Raw genomic sequence first — 23180 nt, 5'->3', positions numbered from 1 at the left:
CCGGTTAGCCCATCAGCCTCACGGCTGACCGAAGACCTCCAGCCCGGCCCAGAGGCCGGGTTTTGCCATTTCGCCCCCCGCCGCAAGGGCGGCCAGCTGTGCCTGCTGTAGCGCCTCGGCGTTGCCGGCATCCAGCACGCGGGCATCGTAGAAGTTCTCTGCCAGCAGCTTGGAGGCGGCATCGTTGACGGGCCAGAGGGTCGCGATCACCGCGGGCGCCCCGGCCAGGGCAAAGGCCTGCGCCAGGGACCGGATTTCCAGCCCATCCGTGCCCAGCCCGGTTTCGCAGGCGGAGAGATAGACCAGGTCGGCGTTCGCCAGGGGCAGGGTCATGATTTCCGGCAGGGTCAGCTGCCGCCCGTCGGCCAGCAGCAGGTAGCTGTTGCCCGGCGCCTGGGGATCGAGCTTGCCATGGGTCGCAAGGTGCACGAAGCGGGCATTGCCGACGGTCTGTTCCAGCGCGTCGTAGTTGGCTTCTTCGCCGATCCGGAGGTCCACCAGATCGGGTTCCAGCAGTTCGGCCACGCGGGCGGCTTCGTCCCGGGCGCCGGGCAGGGTGCCATCTGGATCACCGAAGACCGTGTGTTCGAACGAGAGCGACGACGCGGCCGAGATCATGCCGTCCAGCACCATGAGGTTGGGCGCCACGGCCATGCGGAAATGTTCCACCGCATAGCTGGGCCGGTCCCCGCCGGTGTCGCGCACCAGGGCGGCGAAGGGCAGGTAGTTCAGCGCCCCGGTGGGAGAAATCACGAGGGTCGCATCTTCGGGCAGGCGGCCTTCGAGCGGGCGCAGCAGATCATCGTAGAGCTGGGACAGCAGCCCGGTCAGCAGCAGGTCCTGGGACCGGCCGGAGGGGCCCGCCGCGCTGGCCTGCGCCCCGCCTGTGGCGGCGCTGGTGCCGCCGGGAAGGCGTACCTCTGCCGCGCTGTCCGTCCCGCCGGGGGCGGTTTCGAACTGTGCCGAACCGGCCTGTCGCGCCAGCAGGCGCACGGCGCGGCGCAGGTCGCCATCCAGGCTTTTCTGGTCGATCTCCACCGTCAGGACCTCTGACAGGTCGCGGCCGACGAGGTTGATGTAGAGCGTGCTTTCGGTCGGCAGGTACTGGGCGACCACGATGTTTTCCGGCAGCTCCCGGGCCAGGGCCTGCAGGTCCAGCGGGTTCAGGGCCAGCATGTTGAACAGGACGGGGTTGTCGTTTTCCAGCCGGCTGAGCAGGGAGATGTTGCGTTGCCGCAGGCGGGTCACCTTGCGGTCGATGTCGCTGCGATCCTGCTCTGTCTCCATGCCCTCTGCCAGGCGCGCTTCGAGCTGCGCAAGCTGCGCGCGGGACTGGCGGAAGCTTGCGGCAAGGCGCCCGGCTTCGCTGTCGGCGGGCAGGGCGTCCTGCAGGACGTCGTTCACCTGTGCCTGCCGCGCCTCTTCCATCGCCGCGAAGGCGGAGGCGGCGCGCCCTTCGGAGAAGAGGAAGGCCTCTGCCCCGGCGCCGCCGGGGTCGAGCATGCTGAGCCCCCAGTCGGTGCCGACGTAGATCCGGCCCCGGGCATCGCTGGCCACCGCATGCACGGCGCGGCTGCCGTAATCGGCGTAGTCGAGCCCGGGCAGCATCCAGTTGAGCCGGTCGGGAATGAACCAGCTGGCCCCGTTGCGCACCACCAGGCCCCCGGCGCTGCCGAAGAGCCAAAGGTCCTTGCCGATCTGCGTGCCCTCGGTGCCGAGGTACATCGCGGGCTGGGCATCGACGGCGGCGGTGTAGCTGTCGTTTCCGGCCAGGTCGAAATCATGCATCGCCCCGTCCTGCATCCAGGAGAAGCCACCGGCGGTGCCAAGGACGACGCGATCGGGGCCCACGCGCGTGGCGCTGTTGACGTACCAGCTGCCCTCCTGGCGGTCGGCGGGGACGAGGTCGAAGGTGCCGTCCGGCATCAGCTGGAACAGGCCGCCGTTCATCGGATCGCCGCGATAGCTGAGGTGGCCCTCGTTGGAGGCGACCACGTAGATCTGCCCCTCGGCATCTTCGAAGATCCCGGCAAGCCAGTCTGAATCGAAGGGGGAGGGGAATTCCGGGTCGAACATCGTGTATTCCCGCAGCTCGCCGTAGTTCCAGTGGAAGAGGCTGGCCCCCGCCGTGACCCAGATCGTGCCGTCGCTGGCGGCCAGGATATCGGCCACGCGGCCATCGGTCCTGTCCAGGGGCAGCGTCTGTTCGGCGGTGAAGAGCAGTTCCCGGTTGGTCGAACCGCGGTGGTAGCGGATGATATCCAGCCCGTCGTCGGCGATCAGGTCGCCGTCCGGGGTGATGTCGAGCGCGCGGGACCGGCTGTAGCCGAGGGTGGAGAGGCCCTCCCGCGCGACGACTTCATGGTCGATGACGTCGATCCGGTCTTCCAGCGCGACATAGGTCACGCCCAGTTCGGCGTCGGTGGCCATGTCCCAGACCCTGTCCTGCGTGAGCAGCTGGCGCCGCTCCGGATCGAAGACCTTCAGGCCTGCCGGGGTCAGGACGGCCATGCGGCGCCCCTCGTTCGCCAGCTGCAGCGCGGCGGTCCGGCGATCACCGCCGGGCAGGTCGAAATGTTCGAAGGATTGCCGCCAGAGCATCGAGAGCCCGTGATCGGTCAGCACCGCAAGTGCCTGATCATCCTCGGTAATGCCGACCATGGCCAGGCCGTAGGGCGTATCGGTGGCCGATATCGCCTCCTGCCCCGGGACAAGGGTCCAGGCGTCATCATCGCCCAGGGCGTCCTGGGTCAGGTCGAGGGCCATCAGGGACGCGCCGCGCAGGGCGTAGAGCACGGACTGCTGGTCGTCGATCGCGATGTCGGTGGTGCCGAACCCGCTGAGGTCTTCGCGGAAGTCGGGGAAATACAGCCAGGAAGAGCCGCTGCCCGTCGCCATCCAGCCGTCATCGACCAGCGCGGTGAGCTTCTGGACCGGCCGGGTGTCGATCTGTTCGGGCGCGGTGCCCGGGGGCGCCTCCGGGGCGATGACCCAGAGCCCCTTGTCGGTGCCGACGCCCATGCGATCAGAGGTGACGCTGGCCGCGAGAGTGCTGATTTCGCCGTCGAAACCGGAATGATGCGTCAGGCTGTCGGGGTCCCTGGGGTCGGTGACCGACACGAGCCCGGTCCGCGTCGCGATCCAGAGCCGCCCGGCCTGATCGCCGGCCACCGCCAGGATGTCGGACATGCCGTTCACGGCGGCCGGATCCAGGTTGCGCGACAGGGCGCCGCTGTCGGGATCGAAGGCGTACCACTGCCAGTGCCCGCGTTCGCGCAGGGCAAGGCCCCGGTTGCTGCCGACCACCGGCGTGCCGTTCCACCAGGCGACGGAGGTCAGCTGCAACCGGTCGGCGAAGCTGCGCGGGAAGAGATCCGCCAGGCCGTAGCTGTCCCAGAAGCCCGGGCGCGGCAGGTCGGTGCGTACCAGCCAGCCATTGCCGGAGAGCAGCGCGATGGGCGCCGCCGCCAGGGTACTGCGCAGAAGATCCTGCTGGCGCACCACCTCCGGGCTGTCGCTGTCGATGCCCTCGCTCCAGGTCACGAGGCTCGCCCAGACCTGCATCAGGTCCGTCGGCAGGCCGCCGGGGCGGACCGTGACATGGAGGTCATGCAGCTTGCGAAGGGCGCGCAGGCCGTCCGCCAGGTCCTGTTCGGTCGCGATCTCCTCCTCGTCCCAGTACTGCACGGTCTGGGCGGAGTCGGTCAGGATCTGTTCGGCCTCCTCCAGGTATCCGGCGCGGTCCCCGATGCGGCTCAGCAGGGCCTCCCCCAGGTCGACATCATGGGTGACGGTCACCTCTGCCTCTTCGTCGGCATCCGCGATTGCGACCGCTTCGCGTGCCGCCGTCACCTCCGGATCCTCGCCGTAGTCGAAGCGGTCCAGATCGGCCAGCGAATCCAGCGTCAGGGTGGTGATCGTGCGGATGTCGTTCATGCTGGTGGCCAGCTTCATCGAGAACTGCATCCCGGCGTCATCCGAGGTGACGCCGGTTTCGGCGTTCTCCTGTAGCGCCTCGGGGAGGTTTTCATACGTCATATCAAGGATTTCGCCCTGATCGTCATAGGTGACGTTCATCACCCCCAGCTCCGAATCCTCGATCCGGTCCAGTTCACCCTTCGCGTTGCGGGTGAAGCTGATCCAGGTGCCGTCGGGCCGGGTGTAGCGGTTCGCCTCTCCCATGGAGAGGGGCGCGCCCTGGTCGTCGTAGCTGATCCGGAAGCCCTGGCCATCGCCCAGTTCGACCGCGCTGAGCAGACCGACGCGGTTGTAGGAGAAATGCGCCTCCATCGCGCCGATGCGCAGGTAGAGCGGCTGGCCGGTGACCGGATCGTCCTGGATCTCCTCCTCCACCCCGTCGGGGCGCAGGCGTTCGATCCGGGCGTTTTCGGTATCGAGTTCGAGGATCGTGGTCGCCTGCTTGCGGGCGGCGGCGCGGGCGTTTTCGAACCATTCGACGTAACGGGCGGAGTTGCTGATGTAGCGGCCGCGGTCGTAAATGTCCCTGTAGTAAGCCTTTTCCGCCCCGAGGTTGGAGAGTGCGCTTGCCTCCAGCTTGGAGGTGTCCAGATCGGGATCGAGGGCGCGCGCCTGTTTCAGCAGCTTCAGCGCCACCAGGTCGGATCCGCCCCAGCGGGCATGGTAATTGGCCGCGGTTTCCAGGAAGCTCGCATCGCGATTGTCCCGCTTCAGGTAGTGGTCGAGGATCAGGAACTTGGTGCCCCGCGGGATGTGACCGCCGTCATCCAGGTGGAAGACCTGCCGCGTCGCCCAGGCGGAGCCGGGCGTGATCGTGGTATAGTCCAGCAGGGCCTCCGCCGCGTCTTCCTTGCGGTTCAGGACAAGCAGGGTGTTGTACTTCGTCCAGTAGTAGTCCTGATCGCTGATCCCGGCGGCGCGGGCGTCCTCCAGCAGGGTCAGGGCCTCTTGCAGGCGGATGCGCTGCAGGCCGAAATCTTCGACCCCGATACGGATCAGGCTGGCCTTAAGTCGTTGCAGCTTGGCGATTTCCAGGGGATCTGCCGCGCGTTCGGACAGGCCGGTCATGGCGGTGTCGAGCGTGTCCAGGGCATCTTCGATGCGGCCGTCGTCCTTCTGTGCGACGGCCAGCTTGTACCAGGCGAAGGCGCGGTCGGGCAGGGCGCGGGTGGCCTCCGTCCAGAGCGCCTCCGGGTCCGTGCCCTCCAGCTTGGCCGAGGCGGTCCAGAGGTATTCGCGTTCGGGATGGCGGGCACGGGCCGCAGAGAGGAGGCTGTCGGCCTGTGCCGTGCGCCCGGCATCGGTGGCGTAGCTGGCCAGGGACGAGGTGCTCCAGGAGGTGGTCAGATCGGCCCCGGTCAGCCCGGCGAGCAGGTCGAAACCGGCCTCGGCATCGCCCATGGTTTTCAGGGCCCAGCCGACGTTGGCCTGCACCCAGGCGATGTCGGGGAAGCGGTCGCGGATCAGCGCCTGAAGGTGGTCGAGCTCTGCCCGGTCATCGGCGTAGAGGGCCGCGTGGATCAGCGCGTTCAGCACAGGGGTGGGGGAGTAACCCCCTGCTTCCTCGTAGCTTTTCCAGGTCTCCATGGCCTCCTGCGGGGCACCGTTGTCGGCCATGAGCAAGAGCGCCTTGGCCAGGATGCGCGGGTGGTCGGGGGCGGCGGCATTGGCCTCGCGGATCACGGTGAGGGCCTCTTCCTCCCGGTCGAGGGCGGCGAGGGCGATGGCGAGGTTCCAGTTCAGCACCGGGTCGCCAGGGCTGCGGGACAGGGCGCTGCGCGCGGCCTCTTCGGCGGGGCCGTATTCCCCCGCGGCGAGCAGCGCGTCGGTGAACATCCGGTCGGTCATCAGGGGGCGGTCGGCAGCGGGATAGGCCAGGGTGGTCCAGTCCGACAGGGCGGCGCGGGCGGCCTGCGGCTGCCAGAGGGACACGAGGTTCTGCGCCTGGGACTGCGCCGCCGCCCGGTTGAAGGGATCGGCCTGCAGGGCGCTGTCGTATTGGCTACGTGCCTGAAGGAATTGACTGTTTCCGGCCAGGTTGTCCGCCAGGAACTCCTGCAGCTTGCCGTCGCCTGCGGCCTTTTCCTGCCACAGGTGCAGGGCCTGAAGCTCCGTCGCGTCGTCGCGGCCGCGGGTCTGCAGCAGCCAGATCGCGTAGTGCCCGGCGGGGCTGTCGGCGAGGATCGGATCGGCCTGGATGCGGGCCTGCAGATCGGCGGCAGGTTGCGGGTTGCCGGCCATCTGACCCATCAGCCGCCCGGCGCGGAAATCGGTGGGCCAGGTGCGGGCCATGGTCCAGCCGACCTGGGCGCAGAGGTCGGTAAGGTCGATATAACAGGAGCTTAGCCCCGAAAGGAGCAGGGTCATGTAATCCGGCTGCCCGGCCTCTGCCTGGGCCAGGGCGGCCCGGGCGAGGGCGGGGGCATCGGTGCGGCGGTCCTGCCGGTCGAGGGTGATGGCCTGGCCCGCCAGCGTCAGGCGGGTGGCCAGGGCCGGGGGCAGATCATCGGGCAGGGCGGGCGTTTGCGCCGGGCCGAGGGTGCCCCGCGCCCAGTGGGCGGCGGCCCAGGCGTAGGAGGCCAGGGGGTGCGGATCGCCCGTGCCGAGATCGGCCAGGGTGGCCGCGATCACCCCGTCCAGATCGCCGTCGCGGAACATCTCCGCCCAGCCGGTGAACCGGGGATCGGAGTAGAATTCCCCTGCCGCCTCAAGGGGTTCTGCCAGGTCGGAAAGCCGGGGCTGCTGGTAGGGCAGGGCGTCTTGCGCCAACAGCGGCCCGGCACAGAGCAGGGCGAGGGAGGTGACCAGCGGGCGAAGGGCGCGAAAGGCAAGGATCATGGCGATATCGTAAGCGGCAAAAGGACTTGAACAGTTTGGACAAGCCTAGGCGCTGGGCTGCGCTGCGCAAAGTGAAAGGATGCGTCATGTTGAATGATCGGGCGCGCCGGAGGGCCCGGGGGCAGGGTGGGAGGCGGTTTGGAGCGGGGCTGTGCGGGTGGCGATGTGGGAGGCAGGGTTAACCCCGCCCTACGAGGGCGTTAGGGCATCGTTTCGAACGTCGGTACTGCGGTGCGGCGAATCGGCGGGCGGGAGCCATGGTTAACAGGGGTTTCGGGGCCAAATCGGCACGTCGGTACAACGTCGGTATTGCGTCGGTATCGCGGCGGTGCGGCAGAGGCGATCCGGCGGGGTTAAGGCAGCGGGCGCAGGCAGCGTACGTTAACCAATTGGGCCGGACATTCGGCGGAAGGTGCGGGGTGCCGCAGGAGCGCCGGGCACCGGACAAAGCGGGCGTGATTTCAGGTATCTGGGAGGTATCTTTGGCGCCCCTTGGCGCGCCCCGGCCGCAGCGGCAGGGCCCGGGGCGCGGCGTGGAGCGGGAGGTGATTCGGCCCGCTTCGGGGATCCGGTCCCCCCGCCGTGGCCCGCCCGGCGGGGGAAATGCGCCCGGGCGCCGCCGGGCGGGGGCGGGGAAGGGGGCCGGAATGGTCCCGCTCACGCCGCGCTGCAGCGTGGGCTTAAGGCCCTGCGCCTGCTGGACTTCGCCGGGGGTTGTGAATGAATTTTCATATTCACAGGTTCGCGTGGAAATAAATTTACAGATAAACTTAATGTTTACAAATCACTAGAAAGGACTTTTCTATGGGGCTGTCCAATTTATGGCACCGGCTTCACGGCCAGGGTCCCGCGACGGAAGGAGGTCCGTCCCGGGCGCGGAGGTGCCGAAACTGACGCAGGAGGAGTTCCATGAACGTAGCCATGCCCGCAGGCGGGACCGCGAATGCTGTCGTGCCGCCGTCCGATGAGTTCGTGGCCAATGCCAATGTCGACCTGGCGACCTATGACGCGATGTATGCGCGTTCGGTCGAGGATCCGGAGGGGTTCTGGTCCGAGCAGGCGGAGCGGCTGGACTGGATCACCCGCCCGACGCGGATCAAGAACACCTGCTTCGATTTCGGCCGCGTCAACATCAAGTGGTTCGAGGACGGCTTCCTGAACGTCGCCGTCAACTGCGTGGACCGGCACCTGAAGACCCGGGCGGATCAGACCGCGATCCTGTTCGAACCCGATGACCCCAATGAACCCGCCCGCCACATCACCTATGCCGAGCTGTCGGACAAGGTGAACCGCATGGCCAATGTCCTGCTGAGCCAGGGCGTGATGCGGGGCGACCGGGTGGTGATCTACCTGCCGATGATCCCCGAAGCGGCCTATGCCATGCTGGCCTGCGCGCGGATCGGCGCCATCCATTCCATCGTCTTTGCCGGGTTCAGCCCCGATGCGCTGGCCAACCGGATCAACGATTGCGGCGCCAAGGTGGTGATCACCGCCGATACCGCCCCGCGCGGCGGCAGGCGCACGCCGCTGAAATCCAACACCGATGCGGCGCTGCTGCACTGTTCGGACAAGGTGCGCTGCCTGGTGGTGAAGCACACGGGCGATCAGACCAGCTGGATCGACGGGCGGGACGGGGACCTGAATTACCTGATGTCCCATGCCGCGCCGGAATGCCCGCCGCGCCCGATGAATGCGGAAGATCCGCTGTTCATCCTCTACACCTCCGGCTCCACCGGGAAACCCAAGGGGGTGGTGCATACCTCTGGCGGGTATCTGACCTATGCGGCGCTGACCCACGAGGTGGTGTTCGATTACCACGAGGGCGATGTCTACTGGTGCACCGCCGATGTCGGCTGGGTCACCGGGCATACCTATATCGTCTATGGTCCGCTGGCCAATGGCGCGACCACGGTGATGTTCGAGGGCGTGCCGACCTGGCCCGATGCCAGCCGCTTCTGGGAAGTGGTGGAGAAGCACAAGGTGAACCAGTTCTACACCGCGCCGACCGCGCTGCGGGCGCTGATGGGGCAGGGCGACGAGTTCGTCGAGAAGTGCGACCTGTCGAGCCTGAAGCTGCTTGGCACGGTGGGGGAGCCGATCAACCCCGAGGCCTGGAACTGGTACAACGACAAGGTCGGCAAGGGGCGCTGCCCCATCGTGGACACCTGGTGGCAGACCGAGACGGGGGGGCATCTTCTGACCCCGCTGCCCGGCGCCCATGCGACCAAGCCCGGGTCGGCGATGAAGCCCTTCTTCGGCGTGCAGACCGTGGTTCTGGATGCCACGACGGGCGAGGAGATCACCGAGCGCCCGACCGAGGGCGTGCTGGCGCTGAAGGACAGTTGGCCGGGCCAGATGCGCACCGTCTGGGGCGATCACGAGCGGTTCGAGGCGACCTATTTCCAGCAGTACAAGGGCTATTACTTCACCGGCGACGGCTGCCGCGCCGACGAGGATGGCGACCTGTGGATCACCGGCCGCGTCGATGACGTGATCAACGTCAGCGGCCACCGCATGGGCACGGCCGAGGTCGAAAGCGCGCTGGTGGCGCACCACAAGGTCGCGGAGGCCGCCGTGGTTGGTTACCCGCATGCGGTGAAGGGGCAGGGGATCTACTGCTACGTCACGCTGATGAACGGGGTGGAGCCTTCGGACGAGCTGATCAAGGAGCTGCGCGCCTGGGTCCGGACCGAGATCGGGCCGATCGCCAGCCCCGACCTGGTGCAATGGGCGCCGGGCCTGCCCAAGACGCGGTCGGGCAAGATCATGCGCCGCATCCTGCGCAAGATCGCGGAGAACGATTTCGGCAGCCTTGGCGATACCTCGACCCTGGCGGATCCGTCGGTGGTGGATGAGCTGATCGAAAACCGCATGAACCGCGCCTGAGCGGCCACAGGGAGAAGATCCATGGACGGACAACGTCATAGCGCGCCGCCGGTGCTGATCCTGCTGGGCCCGCCGGGCGCGGGCAAGGGCACCCAGGCGCGGCTGCTGGAAGAGCGGTTCGGGCTGGTGCAGCTGTCGACCGGCGACCTGCTGCGCGGGGCCGTGGCTGCGGGGACCGAGGCGGGCAGGGCCGCCAAGGCGGTGATGGATGCGGGCGGGCTGGTGTCGGACGAGATCGTCCTGGCCATCCTGACAGAGCGGCTGGATGCGCCGGACGTGACCCGGGGCGTGATCCTGGACGGCTTCCCGCGCACCACCGGCCAGGCGGCGGCGCTGGATGCGCTGCTGGAGGCCCGGGGCCAGCGGATCGACGCGGCGATTTCGCTGGAAGTCGATGACGCGGCCATGGTCGAGCGGATCAGCGGGCGCTTCACCTGCAAGTCCTGTGGCGAGGGGTATCACGACCGGTTCAAGCCAACCGCGGTGGAAGGTGTCTGCGACAAGTGCGGCGGCACGGAGATGGTGCGCCGCGCCGATGACCGCGCGGAGACGGTGGCCGCCCGGCTGGAAGCCTACCACGCCCAGACCGCACCGCTGATCGGCTATTACGCCGGGCGCGGGGCGCTGAGCACGGTGGATGCGATGCAGGAGATCGCCGAGGTCTCCGCCCGGATGAACCGGATCGCCGAGGGCGTGACCGGCTAGGACCGGACGCCTCGGAAACGGAGAGCGCGGCCGCCGGAGGAGGGGGCCGCGTTCCGGCACATAACGACAACCAAGGAGGAGGGGTAATGTCAACGCAACCCGAAAGCGACGGGAAGGGCTACTGGTCCGCCAACGTCCGTATCATCAAGATCAGCCTCGTCATCTGGGCGCTGGTTTCCTTTGGCTTCGGCATCCTGTTGCGGCCGCTGATCAGGGGCATCCAGGTGGGCGGGTCCGACCTGGGGTTCTGGTTCGCCCAGCAGGGCTCCATCCTGGTCTTCCTGGCCATCATCTTCTTCTACGCCTGGCGCATGAACAAGCTCGACCAGGAATACGGCGTCGACGAGGAGTAAGACGACATGGATCAGTTCACCATCAACCTGCTGTTCGTGGGCGCGTCCTTCGCGATCTACATCGGCATCGCGATCTGGGCCCGTGCGGGCTCCACCTCCGAATTCTATGCGGCTGGCCGGGGCGTGCACCCGATCACCAACGGCATGGCCACGGCGGCCGACTGGATGTCGGCGGCAAGCTTCCTGTCCATGGCGGGTCTCATCGCCTTCGTGGGCTACGACAACTCGGCCTTCCTGATGGGCTGGACGGGCGGATACGTCCTGCTGGCGCTGCTGCTGGCGCCCTACCTGCGCAAGTTCGGCAAGTTCACCGTGTCGGAGTTCATCGGGGATCGCTTCTACAGCCCGACCGCGCGCCTTGTGGCCGTGATCTGCCTGATCATCTGTTCCGTCACCTATGTGATCGGCCAGATGACCGGCGTGGGCGTGGCCTTCGGCCGCTTCCTGGAGGTCGACAACACCACCGGCCTGCTGATCGGCGCCGTGATCGTCTTTGCCTATGCCGTCTTCGGCGGCATGAAGGGCGTGACCTATACCCAGGTGGCGCAATACGTCGTGCTGATCCTGGCCTACACGATCCCGGCGATCTTCATCTCGTTGCAGCTGACCGGCAACCCGATCCCGGGGCTGGGTCTGTTCGGCACCGACGTGGCCAGCGGAGAGCCCCTGCTGCAGAAGCTGGACGCCATCGTGACCGAGCTGGGCTTCAACGAATATACCGCCCACAACGGGGATACGCTGAACCTGGTGCTGTTCACCCTGTCGCTGATGATCGGCACCGCCGGGCTGCCGCATGTCATCATGCGCTTCTTCACCGTGCCCCGCGTGGCCGATGCCCGCTGGTCCGCCGGCTGGGCGCTGGTCTTCATCGCGCTGCTGTACCTGACGGCCCCGGCCGTGGGCGCCATGGCGCGGCTGAACATCACCCAGCAGTTCTGGCCCAACGGCACCAGCGGCGAGGCCGTCAGCCTGGAACAGATCGAGAGCGATCCGACCTACGACTGGATGGCCACCTGGCAGCAGACGGGCATGCTGGGCTGGGAAGACCTGAACGGCGACGGCAAGATCCAGTACTACAACGACGCGAACCCCGACATGCAGGCGCGCGCCGATGCGGAAGGCTGGCAGGGCAACGAGCTGAACAACTTCAACCGGGATATCCTGGTGCTCGCCAATCCTGAAATCGCCAACCTGCCCAGCTGGGTCATCGGCCTGATCGCGGCGGGCGGCCTTGCGGCGGCGCTGTCGACGGCGGCGGGGCTTTTGCTGGCAATCTCCTCTGCCGTGTCGCACGACCTGATGAAGGGGCAGCTGACGCCCAACATCAGCGAGAAGGGGGAGCTGATGTCCGCGCGGGTCGCCATGGCCGTGGCCATCGCGGTGGCCACCTGGCTGGGCCTGAACCCGCCGGGCTTTGCGGCGCAGACCGTGGCGCTGGCCTTCGGCCTGGCAGCATCGTCGATCTTCCCCGTGCTGATGATGGGCATCTTCACCAAGGTGAACAACAAGGGCGCCGTGGCCGGCATGCTGGCCGGTCTGATCGTCACCCTGCTCTACATCTTCCTGCACAAGGGGTGGTTCTTCATCCCCGGCACCAACAGCTTCACCGATGCGGAGCCGCTGCTGATCGGGATCAAGTCGACCTCCTTCGGGGCGGTGGGCGCGCTGGTGAACTTCGCCGTGGCCTTCGCGGTGTCGAAATCCACCGGCAAGATCCCGGCAGAGATCGAAGCCCTGGTGGAAAGCGTCCGCATCCCCCGTGGCGCGGGGGCGGCCCAGGATCACTGAGCCCTGCGGCAGAGCAAAAGAGGGGCCGCGCATCGCCGCGGCCCCTTTCATATTTCGTGGTCCCGGTTAGGCTGTCCGGGTGAGGGTGAGTGCGTAATGTTCATGGTTCTTCAGGGGTTCGCAGATGGGTGACACCGCCAATTTCCTGTCCGGGCTGCATCCCTATTCCGCCTTCCCGCCGGAGGTGCTGGAAGAGGTGGCGGCGCTGTTCACGGTGCAGGACCTCGCCCCGGGGGAGGTGATCTATACCCGTGGCGCGCCGGCGCCGGGGCTATACGTCATTCGCGGCGGCGAGGTGTCGATCCGTGATGGCGCGGGGACTGGTACGGGCGCTGGTTCGGGCGCTGGTTCGGGCGCTGACATGGGGGCCGAGCTGTCGCGGCTGAAGACCGGCAACAGTTTCGGCGAGCGCGGCCTGATGCGCGACGGGATCGCGGCCACCACGGCGGTGGCGCGGACCGGGGTCAAGCTTCTGGTGCTGCAGGCGGAGGGGTTCCGCGCCCTGCTGGAGCGTGAGCCCGCCTTCCGGCGGTTCTTCGAACGGGGCGAGGCGCGACGGGTGAGCGCGCGGCCCGCCGATGTGACCACCGCCCGGCTGGGAGAGCTGATGACCCGCGCGCCGCGGAGCTGCCTGCCCTGCACGCCTGCGGCGGAGGCGGCGCAGGTGATGCACCGGGCGGGGATTTCCTCCCTGCTGGTGGTCGATGGTGGGCTGCAGGGGGTGGTGACCATGCGCGACCTGTCTGGCCGGGTCCTGGGCGCGGGGCTTCCGCCCGACACGCCGGTGCGCGCGGTGATGACGCAGGCGCCACTGACCCTGCCGCCGGGCGCGCTGGGCTCTGACGCGCTGCATGCGATGCTGGAACGGCGGATCGGGCATATCCCGGTGGTCGAGGAGGGCGAGATCCGCGGCATCGTCAGCCGGACGGACCTGATGCGGCGCCAGGCGGTGACATCGGGCTGGGTGATCTCCGGGATCGCGGCGGCGCAGGACGTGGCGGAGATCGCGGCGGTCACGGCGCGGATCCCGGCGATGCTGGTGCAGCTGGTGGGATCGGGCAGCCGGCACGACGTGGTGACGCGGCTGATCACCGACGTGGCCGATGCCGCCACGCGGCGCCTGCTGGCCCTGGCCGAGGCGCAGCTGGGCCCGCCGCCGGTGCCCTATGCCTGGTGCGCCTGTGGCAGCCAGGGCCGGGCGGAACAGACGGGCGTCACCGACCAGGACAATTGCCTGATCCTGGACGATGCCGCGACGGCGCAGGACATGGCCTATTTCGCGGCGCTGGCGAAGTTCGTCTGCGACGGGCTGCACCTGGCGGGCTACGTGCATTGCCCAGGAGAGATGATGGCGATGACGCCGCGCTGGTGTCAGCCGCTGTCGGTCTGGCGGGGCTATTTCGCGGGCTGGATCGGCAAGCCGGTGCCGGAGGCGCAGATGCTGGCCTCCGTCATGTTCGACCTGCGCTGCGTGGGCGGGGAGCTGCGCCTTTTCGAGGCCCTGCAGGCCGAGGGGCTGGAGGCGGCGGCGGCGAATTCGATCTTCGTGGCGCATATGGTGGCCAATGCGCTGAAGCATCAGCCGCCGCTGGGGCTGTTCCGGTCGATCGCGCGGATCCGGTCGGGCGATCACAAGGACACGGTGGATCTGAAGATGTCGGGCGTGGTGCCGGTGGTGGACCTGGGCCGGATCTATGCCTTGCAGGGGCGGATCGGGGCGGTAAACACCCGCGCCCGGATCGAGGCCGCCGCCGGCGGGCCCGTTTCCGCCGCCGGGGCGCGGGATCTGCTGGACGCCTACGACCTGATCGCCGACACTCGGCTGCGCCACCAGGCGGGCCTGATCCGGGAGGGCGGCACGGCGGACAACTTCCTGCCGCTGCCGGAGCTGTCGGATTTCGAGCGCAGCCACCTGCGGGATGCCTTCGTGGTGGTGCGGACGATGCAGTCGGCCCTGGGACAGGGCCGCGCGACCGTCAGCTGACAAGATGGTGAGCTGACGGGTGGTGCGCCGGGACAGACGGCGCGCCGGGACGGAAGTGGGAGCAGGCGGAGGCGCCTGGAGGGAGAGAGAATGTTCTTCGAAATCATCGCGGTCTTCGTGGCGGGCCTGGCCGGGGCCGGTCTGGCCCTGATCGCGGGCAAGCTTTCGGGCGGGCGGTTGCCGCGCTGGCTGATGCCGGTCGCGGCGGGGGCGGCCATGCTCGCCCTGGCGATCTGGAGCGAATACGACTGGTACCCGCGCACCAGCGCCGGCTTGCCCGGCGGCGTGGTGGTGGCCGTCACGGCAGAGGAACGCGCCTACTGGCGGCCCTGGACGCTGGCCTTTCCCTTCACCACGCGGTTCATCGCGGTGGACCGGGGCGCGCGGCAGGTGGTGGGCGGCGATCCAGAGGTCACCGTGACCTCCGTCTATGCCTTCGCGCGCTGGCAGCCGACGCGGGCGATGCATGTCGCCGTCGACTGCGCCGGCGGGCGCCGCGCCGACCTGACGGGCGGGGCGGAGGTGACGCCAGAGGGCGTGACCGGCGCCACCTTCCGCCAGATGGGCGCCGATGACCCGGTCATCGCAACGGTCTGCGGGGGCGCATGATGGAACGGTTGAGCCTGCGCCTGCGGATCGGGCTGTTCTTCGCGGCCCTCGGGGCCGGTGCGCTGGTGGCGCTGGCGCTGGGCCTCTGGGTCGGCTTCCGCCACGCGGGCGATGGGGGCGGCGGGGGTGGGTTTGTCACCGCGGGCCTGGTCGCGGGCTTTGCCATCGCGGGGATCGTCGCCGGGGTCTGGCAGCTGTTCGACGAACATATCGCCCGGCCGATCCAGCGGCTGGCGGTGGACATGCGGTTGAAGGCCGATGCGGGGCTGGGCGCGGTCGAAGCCGGGCCCGCGCGCTACCTGGGCGACCTGGGCCCGGCCGCAAGCGCCCTGAGCCGCCGCATCGGCGAGGGCACGATGGGCGCGGTCGAAGGGCTGGCGGGCGAAGCGCAGCACCTGCGGGAGGAGCGCGAACGGCTGACCGCCCTGCTGTCGGAGATCCCGCTGGCGGTGATCGTTCTGGACGAGGCGGAGCGGATCCTTCTGTACGATGGTCAGGCCGCCGCAGCGCTGGAGGCGGTGCGCCCGCCCGCGCTGGGCCAGCCGCTGTCGCAATGGTTCGACATGAGCGAGCCGCGCGCCCTGCTGGCGCAGCTGTCCCCGGGGGAGGCCGCGACGATGAGCCTGTCGACGGTGGACGGCCATGCCGTCTACGGCGGGGAACTGCGGCGGCTGGCCGCCGGCAGCGGGTGCCTGCTGACGCTGGACGTGGAACAGGCCGCGCGGGCCGAACGCCCGCTGGCCTATGATTTCAGCCTGCCGCCGCTGGCGGGTACCGGGGCGGGACCTGAGGGCGCCTCCCTTCTGGATCGGAAGCTGACGGATCTGACCTTCGTGATCTTCGACACGGAAACCACGGGGCTGCTGCCCGCGCGGGACGAGGTGGTGCAGATCGGCGCGATCCGGGTACTGGGGATGAAGCTGGTCCCGGGGGAGCAGTTCGCGACCTTCGTCAACCCGGGCCGGGCGATCCCGGCGCGGTCGAGCGCCATTCACGGCATCACCGACCGCATGGTGGCCGGCGCGCCGCCCATGGCGGAGGCCGGGGCGCGCTTTCTCGATTTCGCCGAAGGGTCGGTTCTGGTGGCGCATAACGCGCCTTTCGACGTGGCCTTCATGAACCGCCATGCCCGCGCCACGGGCGTGACGCTGGATCACCCGGTGCTGGATACCGTCCTGCTGGGGGCGGAGCTTCTGGGCACGGACCGCCCGCTGACGCTGGAGATGCTGGCGAACCGGCTGGAGGTGCCCTTCCCCATGGACATCCGGCACAGCGCGCTGGGCGATGCCCAGGCGACGGCGCGGGTCTTCCTGAGGATGTGCCAGCTGTTCGAGGCGCGCGGCGTGACGACCCTGCGGGAGCTGATCCGGGCGCAGAAACGGCACCCGAGGTTGCTGCCGGACATGAACCCCGACGTGGACTGATGTCTGCAAGGTTGGGCCCGGGGCTGTCCCATGGGCTGGCGTCGGGGGACAGGGTTCGGAATCTCCGCCCGGGTGCCGGCGGGGGGAATGAAAACGCCCCGCGTGGCTGTGCGGGGCGTTCGGTTTTTCGGCCTGGGGGTGCGGTCAGCGTTCGGGCAGCAGCCCGCGCGGGCTGAACCGCAGCACGAGGAGCAGCAGCACCCCCATGAGCAGCATCCGCATATGGGCGGCGGAGTTGATCATGTGGGTCTTGAAGCCGCCATCGGGCAGGGGGGAGACCATCGCCTGCATGATGCCGGGACCCCAGTCGCCCGCCTTGACCCAGAGATACCAGATCAGCACCCCGCCCAGGACGGAGCCCCAGTTGCTGCCGGAGCCGCCGACGATCACCATCACCAGCACCAGGAAGGTGTAGCGCAGCGGGTTATAGGCCGAGGGCGTCATCTGCCCGTCGAGGGAGATCATCATCGCCCCCGCGAGCCCGATCACGGCGGAGCCGATGACGAAGACCTGCAGGTGGCGGCGGGTGATGTTCTTGCCCATGGCCGCGGCCGAGGTTTCGTTGTCGCGGATGGCGTGCATCATCCGGCCCCAGGGCGATTTCAACGCCAGTTCGGCGCCCCAGATCAGCACCAGCAGCACCACGGTGAAGAGCGCGAGGAAGGCGAGCTTCACCAGCAGGGTGGAGGCCAGCGTCGGATCCATGCCCCAGGCCTGGGCCTTTTCGACGAAGCCGGGGTTGCCCTGCAGGTCGATTTCATAGGGCACGGGCCAGGGGCGCGGGATGCCGTTGACGTTCAGCACGCCCCGGTCGAGCCATTGTTCGTTCTTCAGCACGGCGACGAGGATTTCCGCGATGCCGAGCGTGGCGATGGCCAGGTAGTCGGAGCGCAGGCCGAGGGCGGTCTTGCCCACCAGCCAGGCGGCGCCGGCGGCCAGCGCCGCGCCCACGGGCCAGGAGATCAGCGTGGGCCAGCCCAGCCCGCCGAGGTTGCCTGCGGCGGAGGGGTTGATCGCCTCGATCGCCTCGACCGCCGGATCGAAGATGCCGCGGTAGAGGACGAAGCCCAGGACCAGGATCGCCGTGACGGCGAGGCCGCGTCGCCGGGTCAGGCGGCGCCAGGTGAGAACGGCCAGCAGCAGGGTGATGGCGGCGATGGCCAGCGCGGTGATGATCCCCGGTCCGCCTGCGGCAAAGGCGCCGGGGGTGGGCGGCATGGAGATCAGCACCGGGGCGATGCCGCCGAGCGCGAGGAAGCCCATGGCGCCCGCGTTGAAGAGCCCGGCGGTGCCCCATTGCAGGTTGATGCCGAGAGCCATGATGGCCGAGATCAGCCCCATGTTGAGGATGCCGAGCGCGGAGTTCCAGCCGGTGGTCAGCCCCTCGACCAGGATCAGCAGGGCGAGGATGGCGAAGAACAGCGGCGCACGCAGGCGGGAGGTGCTGTCGGGTTGGCGGGACGTGCTCATACCACTTTCCCCCTGAAGATGCCGGTGGGTCGGAAGATCAGCACCAGGATGAGGATCACGAAGCTGACCGCGAACTTGTAGTCGGTGGAGAGGAGCTGGATCAGCCCGTCGGGCTGCCAGCCGGGGATCAGGTAGCCCGCGACCTTCTTCCAGGCGTAGGTCAGGCCCACTTCGGAGAAGGAGATGATGAAGCCGCCCGCGATGGCGCCCACCGGGTTGCCGATGCCGCCGACGATGGCGGCGGCGAAGATCGGCAGGACGATCTGGAAGTAGGTGAAGGCCTTGAACGACTTGTCGAGCCCGTAGAGCGTGCCGGCGATGGTCGTAAGCGCGGCGGTGATGATCCAGGTGACCTTGACCACGCGGTCGGGGTCGATGCCCGACAGGAGGGCCAGGTCCTCGTTGTCGGAAAAGGCTCGCATGGACTTGCCGGTGCGGGTGCGGCCCAGGAACCAGAAGAGCGCGGCGACGACGATGGCGGCGGTGACCATGGTGATCAGTTGCGTCGTGCGCAGGGTCAGCGGTTCGCGCATGCCGGTCATCTCGTGCCAGGTGCGGGCGCTGATGATGAAGCGTTCACCGTCGGCGAAGTTGATCTGGTCGACGCCGATCAGGAAGCGGGTGAGGGCGTTCATGACGAACATCACCCCGACCGAGACCATGACCAGCACCACCGGCTGCGCCCGGATGCGGCGGTAGTAGCGGTAGACCACCCGGTCGGTGCCCAGAAGCAGCACCGCCGTGGCGAGGATGCCGAAGGGCAGGGCCAGCAGCGCCGTGGGCAGCGGGCCGAAGCTGATCCCCATGGCCTGCAGGCCCCAGGTCACCAGGATGACGACCCCGGTGCCGAAGGCCATGGTGTCGCCATGGGCGAAGTTCGAAAACCGCAGGATCGAGTAGATCAGCGTGACGCCGAGCGCGCCAAGCGCCAGCTGCGCCCCGTAGGAGGTGGCGGGGATGATGACGTAATTCGTCAGCGCCACCAGTGCATTGATGATTTCCATGTCTCAGCCCCCCAGGAAGGTGCGGCGGACTTCCGGATCGGCCAGGAGGGCCTTGCCGGTGTCGGTGTACTTGTTGGCGCCCTGCACGAGGACATAGCCGCGGTCCGCGATCTCCAGCGCCTGGCGGGCGTTCTGTTCCACCATCAGGATCGAGATGCCGGTACGGGCGACCTCGATGATGCGGTCGAAGAGTTCGTCCATCACGATGGGGGAGACGCCTGCGGTGGGTTCGTCGAGCATCAGCAGCTTGGGCTTCGTCATCAGCGCGCGGCCGACGGCGACCTGCTGACGCTGGCCGCCCGAAAGTTCGCCCGCGTTCTGGCGGCGCTTTTCCTTCAGGATCGGGAAGAGGTGGTAGACCTGTTCCAGCGTGTCGGAGAAGTCGTCATCGCGGATGAAGGCGCCCATTTCGAGGTTTTCCTCCACCGACATGGTGGGGAAGACGTTGTTGACCTGGGGCACGAAGCCCATGCCCTTCTTCACCCGGTCCTGCGGCGACAGCGCGGTGATGTCGGTGCCGTCCAGCGTGACGGAGCCGGAGCGCAGCGGCAGCATGCCGAAGACGGCCTTCATCGCCGTGGACTTGCCCGCGCCGTTGGGGCCGACGATCACGGCGATCTGGCCCTTGTCGACGGTGAGGGTGCAGTCGTGCAGGATGTCGGCCTTGCCGTAGCCGCCGGTCATCCGGGATGCGTCGAGATAGCTCATGCCTGGCCTCCCTTGCCGGCTTCGTCGCCCAGGCCCGGCTGCGCGCCGAGGTCCTCGCCCGCGGCGGCTTCGGCGGTTTCCTCGGCGGCGACCTTGTTCTTCAGGCCGGTGCCCAGGTAGGCTTCGATCACGGCCTCGTTTTCCATGATGTGTTCGGCGGGGCCTTCGGCCAGCACCTTGCCCTCGGCCATGACGATCACCGGGTCGCAGAGGCGGCCGATGAAATCCATGTCATGTTCGATGACGCAGAAGGTGTAGCCGCGTTCGCGGTTCAGCCGGACGATGGCATCGCCGATGGTGTTCAGCAGGGTGCGGTTCACGCCCGCGCCGACCTCGTCCAGGAAGACGATCTTGGCCTCGACCATCATGGTGCGGCCCAGTTCCAGCAGCTTCTTCTGCCCGCCGGAGAGGTTGCCGGCCTTTTCCTCGGCCAGGTGGCTGATCGTCAGGAAATCGAGCACGTCATCGGCCTTGGCGGCCAGGGCCTTTTCCTCGGCCCGGATGCGGCCGCGCGCGAACCAGGTGTTCCAGAGCGTTTCGCCCGACTGGGCCGCGGGGACCATCATCAGGTTTTCCCGCACGGTGAGGGTGGGGAATTCATGGGCGATCTGGAAGGTGCGCAGCAGACCCTTGTGGAAGAGTTCATGCGGCGTCAGGCCGGTGATGTCCTCGCCATCCATGGTGACGCGGCCCGCGGTGGGCGCGTGGACCCCGGCAATGACGTTGAAGAGGGTGGATTTGCCAGCGCCGTTGGGGCCGATCAGGCCCGTGATCGACCCGGTGGCGATCTCTATGCTGGCATTGTCGACGGCGTGAAAGCCGCCGAAGGATTTCACTAGGTTCTCGACCCGTATCATGGGTTTCCTCGGACTCCGCCGGGCACGCGCCGGCAGGGGCGCCCGCTCTCGGCCGATTGTCGTGCTGCAAAGGAAGACGGCCCGGGTCCTGCCCGGGCCGTCCCCTCCAATGCGTGGAGATCAGCGGTACTTGACCGTGGTGATCTTGCCGCCGTCGAACTCGATCTCGCGGAAGGTGCCGGCGGCTTCGCCTTCACCGATCAGTTCGACCGCCGTGGCGCCGTCGTAGTCGATGGCGGTGCCGGCTTTCAGCAGTTCGAGGCCCTTGGCCAGGTCACCGGGGTAGATCTTTTCACCCGGGCCGTTTGCGATCTCCATGATCTTGTCCTTGTAGACCTTGGGATCGGTGGAGCCGGCGGCCTGCATGGCCAGCAGGATCAGCGCCGCGCTGTCGTAGGCCGCGCCGGAGTAGGCGGAGGAGCCGTCATAGCCCGCCGCTTCGGCCATGCCGAGGTAGGTGGTCATGCCTTCGCCTTCGGAATCGGGCAGCTGGCCGAAGGAGCCGTCCAGCTCGGAGCCGAAGTTGTCTTCGAGCGCCTGGCTGACCATGCCGTCGGGGAAGACGAAGGTGTAGAAGGCGCCGCTGTCGAGCGCGCCGCGCAGCACGCCGGAGCCGCCCTGGTCGACGTAGCCGATCAGCACCAGCGCATCGCCACCGGCAGAGGCGAGGGAGCCGACTTCGGCGGAGTAGTCGCCCTTGCCGTCTTCGTGGGCGGCAGAGATGGTGACGGTGCCACCGGCCGCTTCGAAGGCCTTTTCAAAGCTGTCGGCCAGGCCCTTGCCGTAGTCGTTGTTGGTGTAGGTCACCGCGACGGAGGAGATGCCCTTTTCCATGATCTCGTCGGCCATGACTTCGCCCTGGCGCGCATCGGAGGGCGCGGTGCGGAAGAAGTAGCCGCCGTCTTCCATGGAGGAGAGCGCGGGGGAGGTGGCGGAGGGGGAGATCATCACGACGCCGTTGGGCAGGCCGACGTTCTGCAGCACGGCGCTGGTCGCGCCGGAGCACATGGCGCCCACGATGCCGGAGACGCCATCGGCGGTGACCATGGTTTCGGCGGCGGCGGTCGCGGCGGCGGCGTCGATGCAGGTGGAGTCACCACGCACGGCGGAAACGGTGTCGCCATCCAGCAGGGCACCGGAATCGGAGACTTCCTTGATCGCCATCTCGGCGCCCAGGGCCATGGGGGTCGCCAGGGATTCCAGCGGGCCGGTGAAGCCCAGCAGGACGCCCAGTTTCACGTCATCGGCACTTGCGGCAGAGGCGCAAAGTGCGATGGCGGCGGATGCCATGAGGATTTTCTTCATTTGTGATCTCCCAGTGGGATCCGTGGACCGGTCCCGCTCTGTTTTATTGTAAGAACAAAGAGAATGACTCTTGCCTGTACCGAATGGGGGACAACCACCCCCGGAGGTCAAGAGGGGGGGCAGGGGTAATCACGGAAATTTTCCGATCGGTCGAAAAAAGAGGGGAGGCCGCTGCCCAAGAGAGAGGCCGGTGGTGTGGATGAATTGCCGTAGGGGCACCCTGTGCGGGGGGTGACCCGCAGCCGGGCCGCCCCCCCCGGCGAGGGGCGGGGCGCCCGTGCCATCGGCGGCATGTCGTGATTCGCGAGTGTGCGGGGCGACATGCGGGGGCGGGAGGCCGGGGAAAGCCGGGAGGCCGGAGGAAGCTGCCGAGACTGCACGAACTTTGTGCAGGTCACGGAAAGGCGATCAGCTGTCAGTATCCATCGAGGCCTTGGCTGCGGCCTTGGCCATGTGCAGGTGTTTCTTCGCTGCCTTGCGGGCGGCCTTTTCATCGCCGGAGGCAATGGCCTCGTAGATCGCCTGCATCTCTTCCAGGCTGCTTTGCGCCCGACCGCCAAGGGACATGGAGCGCCCACGGAAGAAGCTGATCCGCGCGACGAGACTGCGGTGCACCTCTTCCAGGATCGGGTTGCCGCAGTTCGACAGGATGATGGAGTAGAAATCGGCCGCCGTCATGACGCGTGCGACGCTGTCATCGCTGTTCGATGCTGCCTCGAAAGCGTGCAGGGAGTCCTCCAGCTGCTTGAGCTGTTCGGGGGTGATCCGTGCCGCGCAGCGCCCTGCTGCTTCTACTTCGAGCAGTTCACGCACGTCGTAGATGGCCGTCGCCTCTTCCCAGGACAGGGAGGGGACGAAGGGGCCGCGGTTGGGGATGATCTCTATCAGGCGTTCGGCCTGCAGGCTGCGCAGGGCTTCGCGAAGCGAGGGGCGGCTAACCCCCAGCTGGGCGCAGAGCTGACTTTCGACCAGACGGCTACCTGGCTGGAATACCCCGGAAAAAATGGCGAGCCTCAGTTTCTCGACGGTCTCCTGCTGGACCGTTCTAGGGGAAATCCGCAGGTTCAAATCTGGCGTCATCGCAGTCTCTCATGAGTTGCAGGGATGTGGACTTAATTGGCGTTTGTACACGAAGTCGGTTGCTCAGGACAGCATCAGCTCGCCTTTTGTCAGAAAAAAAGATTGAAAGAATGTCTGACAATCTGGTTGACAGGTTTCATGACGCATGGTCAGTAATCGTCAACCACACTGCAATCACGGGGAGGCTCCCT

At 67.8% G+C, this 23180-nt stretch carries 14 protein-coding genes; 7 read left to right on the top strand and 7 right to left on the bottom strand.

Annotated elements, in window-relative coordinates:
• Positions 1-18: 18 nt before the first annotated feature.
• Positions 19-6816 (bottom strand): CHAT domain-containing protein, encoded by a 6798-nt coding sequence (locus tag AC2IR1_RS21005; RefSeq protein WP_486473931.1) that lies wholly within the window; start codon positions 6814-6816, stop codon positions 19-21.
• 909 nt (positions 6817-7725) lie between these two features.
• On the opposite strand from AC2IR1_RS21005, the gene acs reads away from it, so the two are divergent.
• The 7 genes from acs to AC2IR1_RS20970 all read left to right on the top strand — a co-directional run bounded on the left by acs (position 7726) and on the right by AC2IR1_RS20970 (position 16565).
• Entirely contained in the window at positions 7726-9702 is a 1977-nt protein-coding gene (gene acs / locus AC2IR1_RS21000; protein ID WP_486473930.1) for an acetate--CoA ligase, read from the top strand.
• A 21-nt stretch (positions 9703-9723) separates the two neighbouring features.
• Positions 9724-10407: an adenylate kinase gene (locus tag AC2IR1_RS20995; protein WP_486473929.1), complete on the top strand. Its 684-nt coding sequence runs from the start codon at positions 9724-9726 to the stop codon at positions 10405-10407.
• 86 nt (positions 10408-10493) lie between these two features.
• Positions 10494-10760, top strand: coding sequence for a DUF4212 domain-containing protein (locus AC2IR1_RS20990; protein WP_486473928.1), 267 nt, complete (start codon positions 10494-10496; stop codon positions 10758-10760).
• 6 nt (positions 10761-10766) lie between these two features.
• On the top strand, positions 10767-12548 hold the full coding sequence (locus AC2IR1_RS20985; protein WP_486473927.1) for a sodium:solute symporter family protein: 1782 nt from the start codon (positions 10767-10769) through the stop codon (positions 12546-12548).
• Between the two features lie 124 nt (positions 12549-12672).
• Positions 12673-14532 (top strand): DUF294 nucleotidyltransferase-like domain-containing protein, encoded by a 1860-nt coding sequence (locus tag AC2IR1_RS20980; RefSeq protein ID WP_486473926.1) that lies wholly within the window; start codon positions 12673-12675, stop codon positions 14530-14532.
• A 90-nt stretch (positions 14533-14622) separates the two neighbouring features.
• The gene (locus AC2IR1_RS20975; RefSeq protein ID WP_486473925.1) at positions 14623-15141 is read left to right on the top strand and encodes a hypothetical protein; all 519 of its coding nucleotides are present in this window, start codon (positions 14623-14625) and stop codon (positions 15139-15141) included.
• Positions 15141-16565, top strand: a complete 1425-nt coding sequence (locus AC2IR1_RS20970; RefSeq protein ID WP_486473924.1) for a 3'-5' exonuclease — start codon at positions 15141-15143, stop codon at positions 16563-16565. The genes AC2IR1_RS20975 and AC2IR1_RS20970 overlap by 1 nt, the downstream gene beginning before the upstream one ends.
• A gap of 144 nt (positions 16566-16709) precedes the next feature.
• On the opposite strand, the gene AC2IR1_RS20965 is transcribed toward AC2IR1_RS20970, so the two are convergent.
• From AC2IR1_RS20965 to AC2IR1_RS20940, 6 genes are all read right to left on the bottom strand, one after another.
• Positions 16710-18035, bottom strand: a complete 1326-nt coding sequence (locus AC2IR1_RS20965; RefSeq protein WP_486473923.1) for a branched-chain amino acid ABC transporter permease — start codon at positions 18033-18035, stop codon at positions 16710-16712.
• Positions 18032-19039: a branched-chain amino acid ABC transporter permease gene (locus AC2IR1_RS20960; RefSeq protein ID WP_486473922.1), complete on the bottom strand. Its 1008-nt coding sequence runs from the start codon at positions 19037-19039 to the stop codon at positions 18032-18034. Before AC2IR1_RS20960 ends, AC2IR1_RS20965 begins: the two co-directional genes overlap by 4 nt.
• A 3-nt stretch (positions 19040-19042) precedes the next feature.
• Positions 19043-19747 carry an ABC transporter ATP-binding protein gene (locus AC2IR1_RS20955; protein WP_486473921.1) on the bottom strand — a complete coding sequence of 235 codons (705 nt, stop codon included), beginning with the start codon at positions 19745-19747 and terminating at the stop codon, positions 19043-19045.
• Positions 19744-20604 (bottom strand): ABC transporter ATP-binding protein, encoded by an 861-nt coding sequence (locus tag AC2IR1_RS20950; protein ID WP_486473920.1) that lies wholly within the window; start codon positions 20602-20604, stop codon positions 19744-19746. Before AC2IR1_RS20950 ends, AC2IR1_RS20955 begins: the two co-directional genes overlap by 4 nt.
• Before the next feature lie 120 nt (positions 20605-20724).
• The gene (locus AC2IR1_RS20945) at positions 20725-21909 is read right to left on the bottom strand and encodes an ABC transporter substrate-binding protein (RefSeq protein ID WP_486473919.1); all 1185 of its coding nucleotides are present in this window, start codon (positions 21907-21909) and stop codon (positions 20725-20727) included.
• Positions 21910-22317: 408 nt separating this feature from the next.
• Entirely contained in the window at positions 22318-22989 is a 672-nt protein-coding gene (locus AC2IR1_RS20940; protein ID WP_486473918.1) for a GntR family transcriptional regulator, read from the bottom strand.
• Between the last annotated feature and the right edge of the window lie 191 nt (positions 22990-23180).

Source organism: Pseudooceanicola sp. NS-SX8 (genome assembly GCF_057380755.1).
The sequence above is the reverse complement of the archived record's forward strand: the minus strand, read 5'-3'. Positions and strand labels throughout refer to the sequence as shown.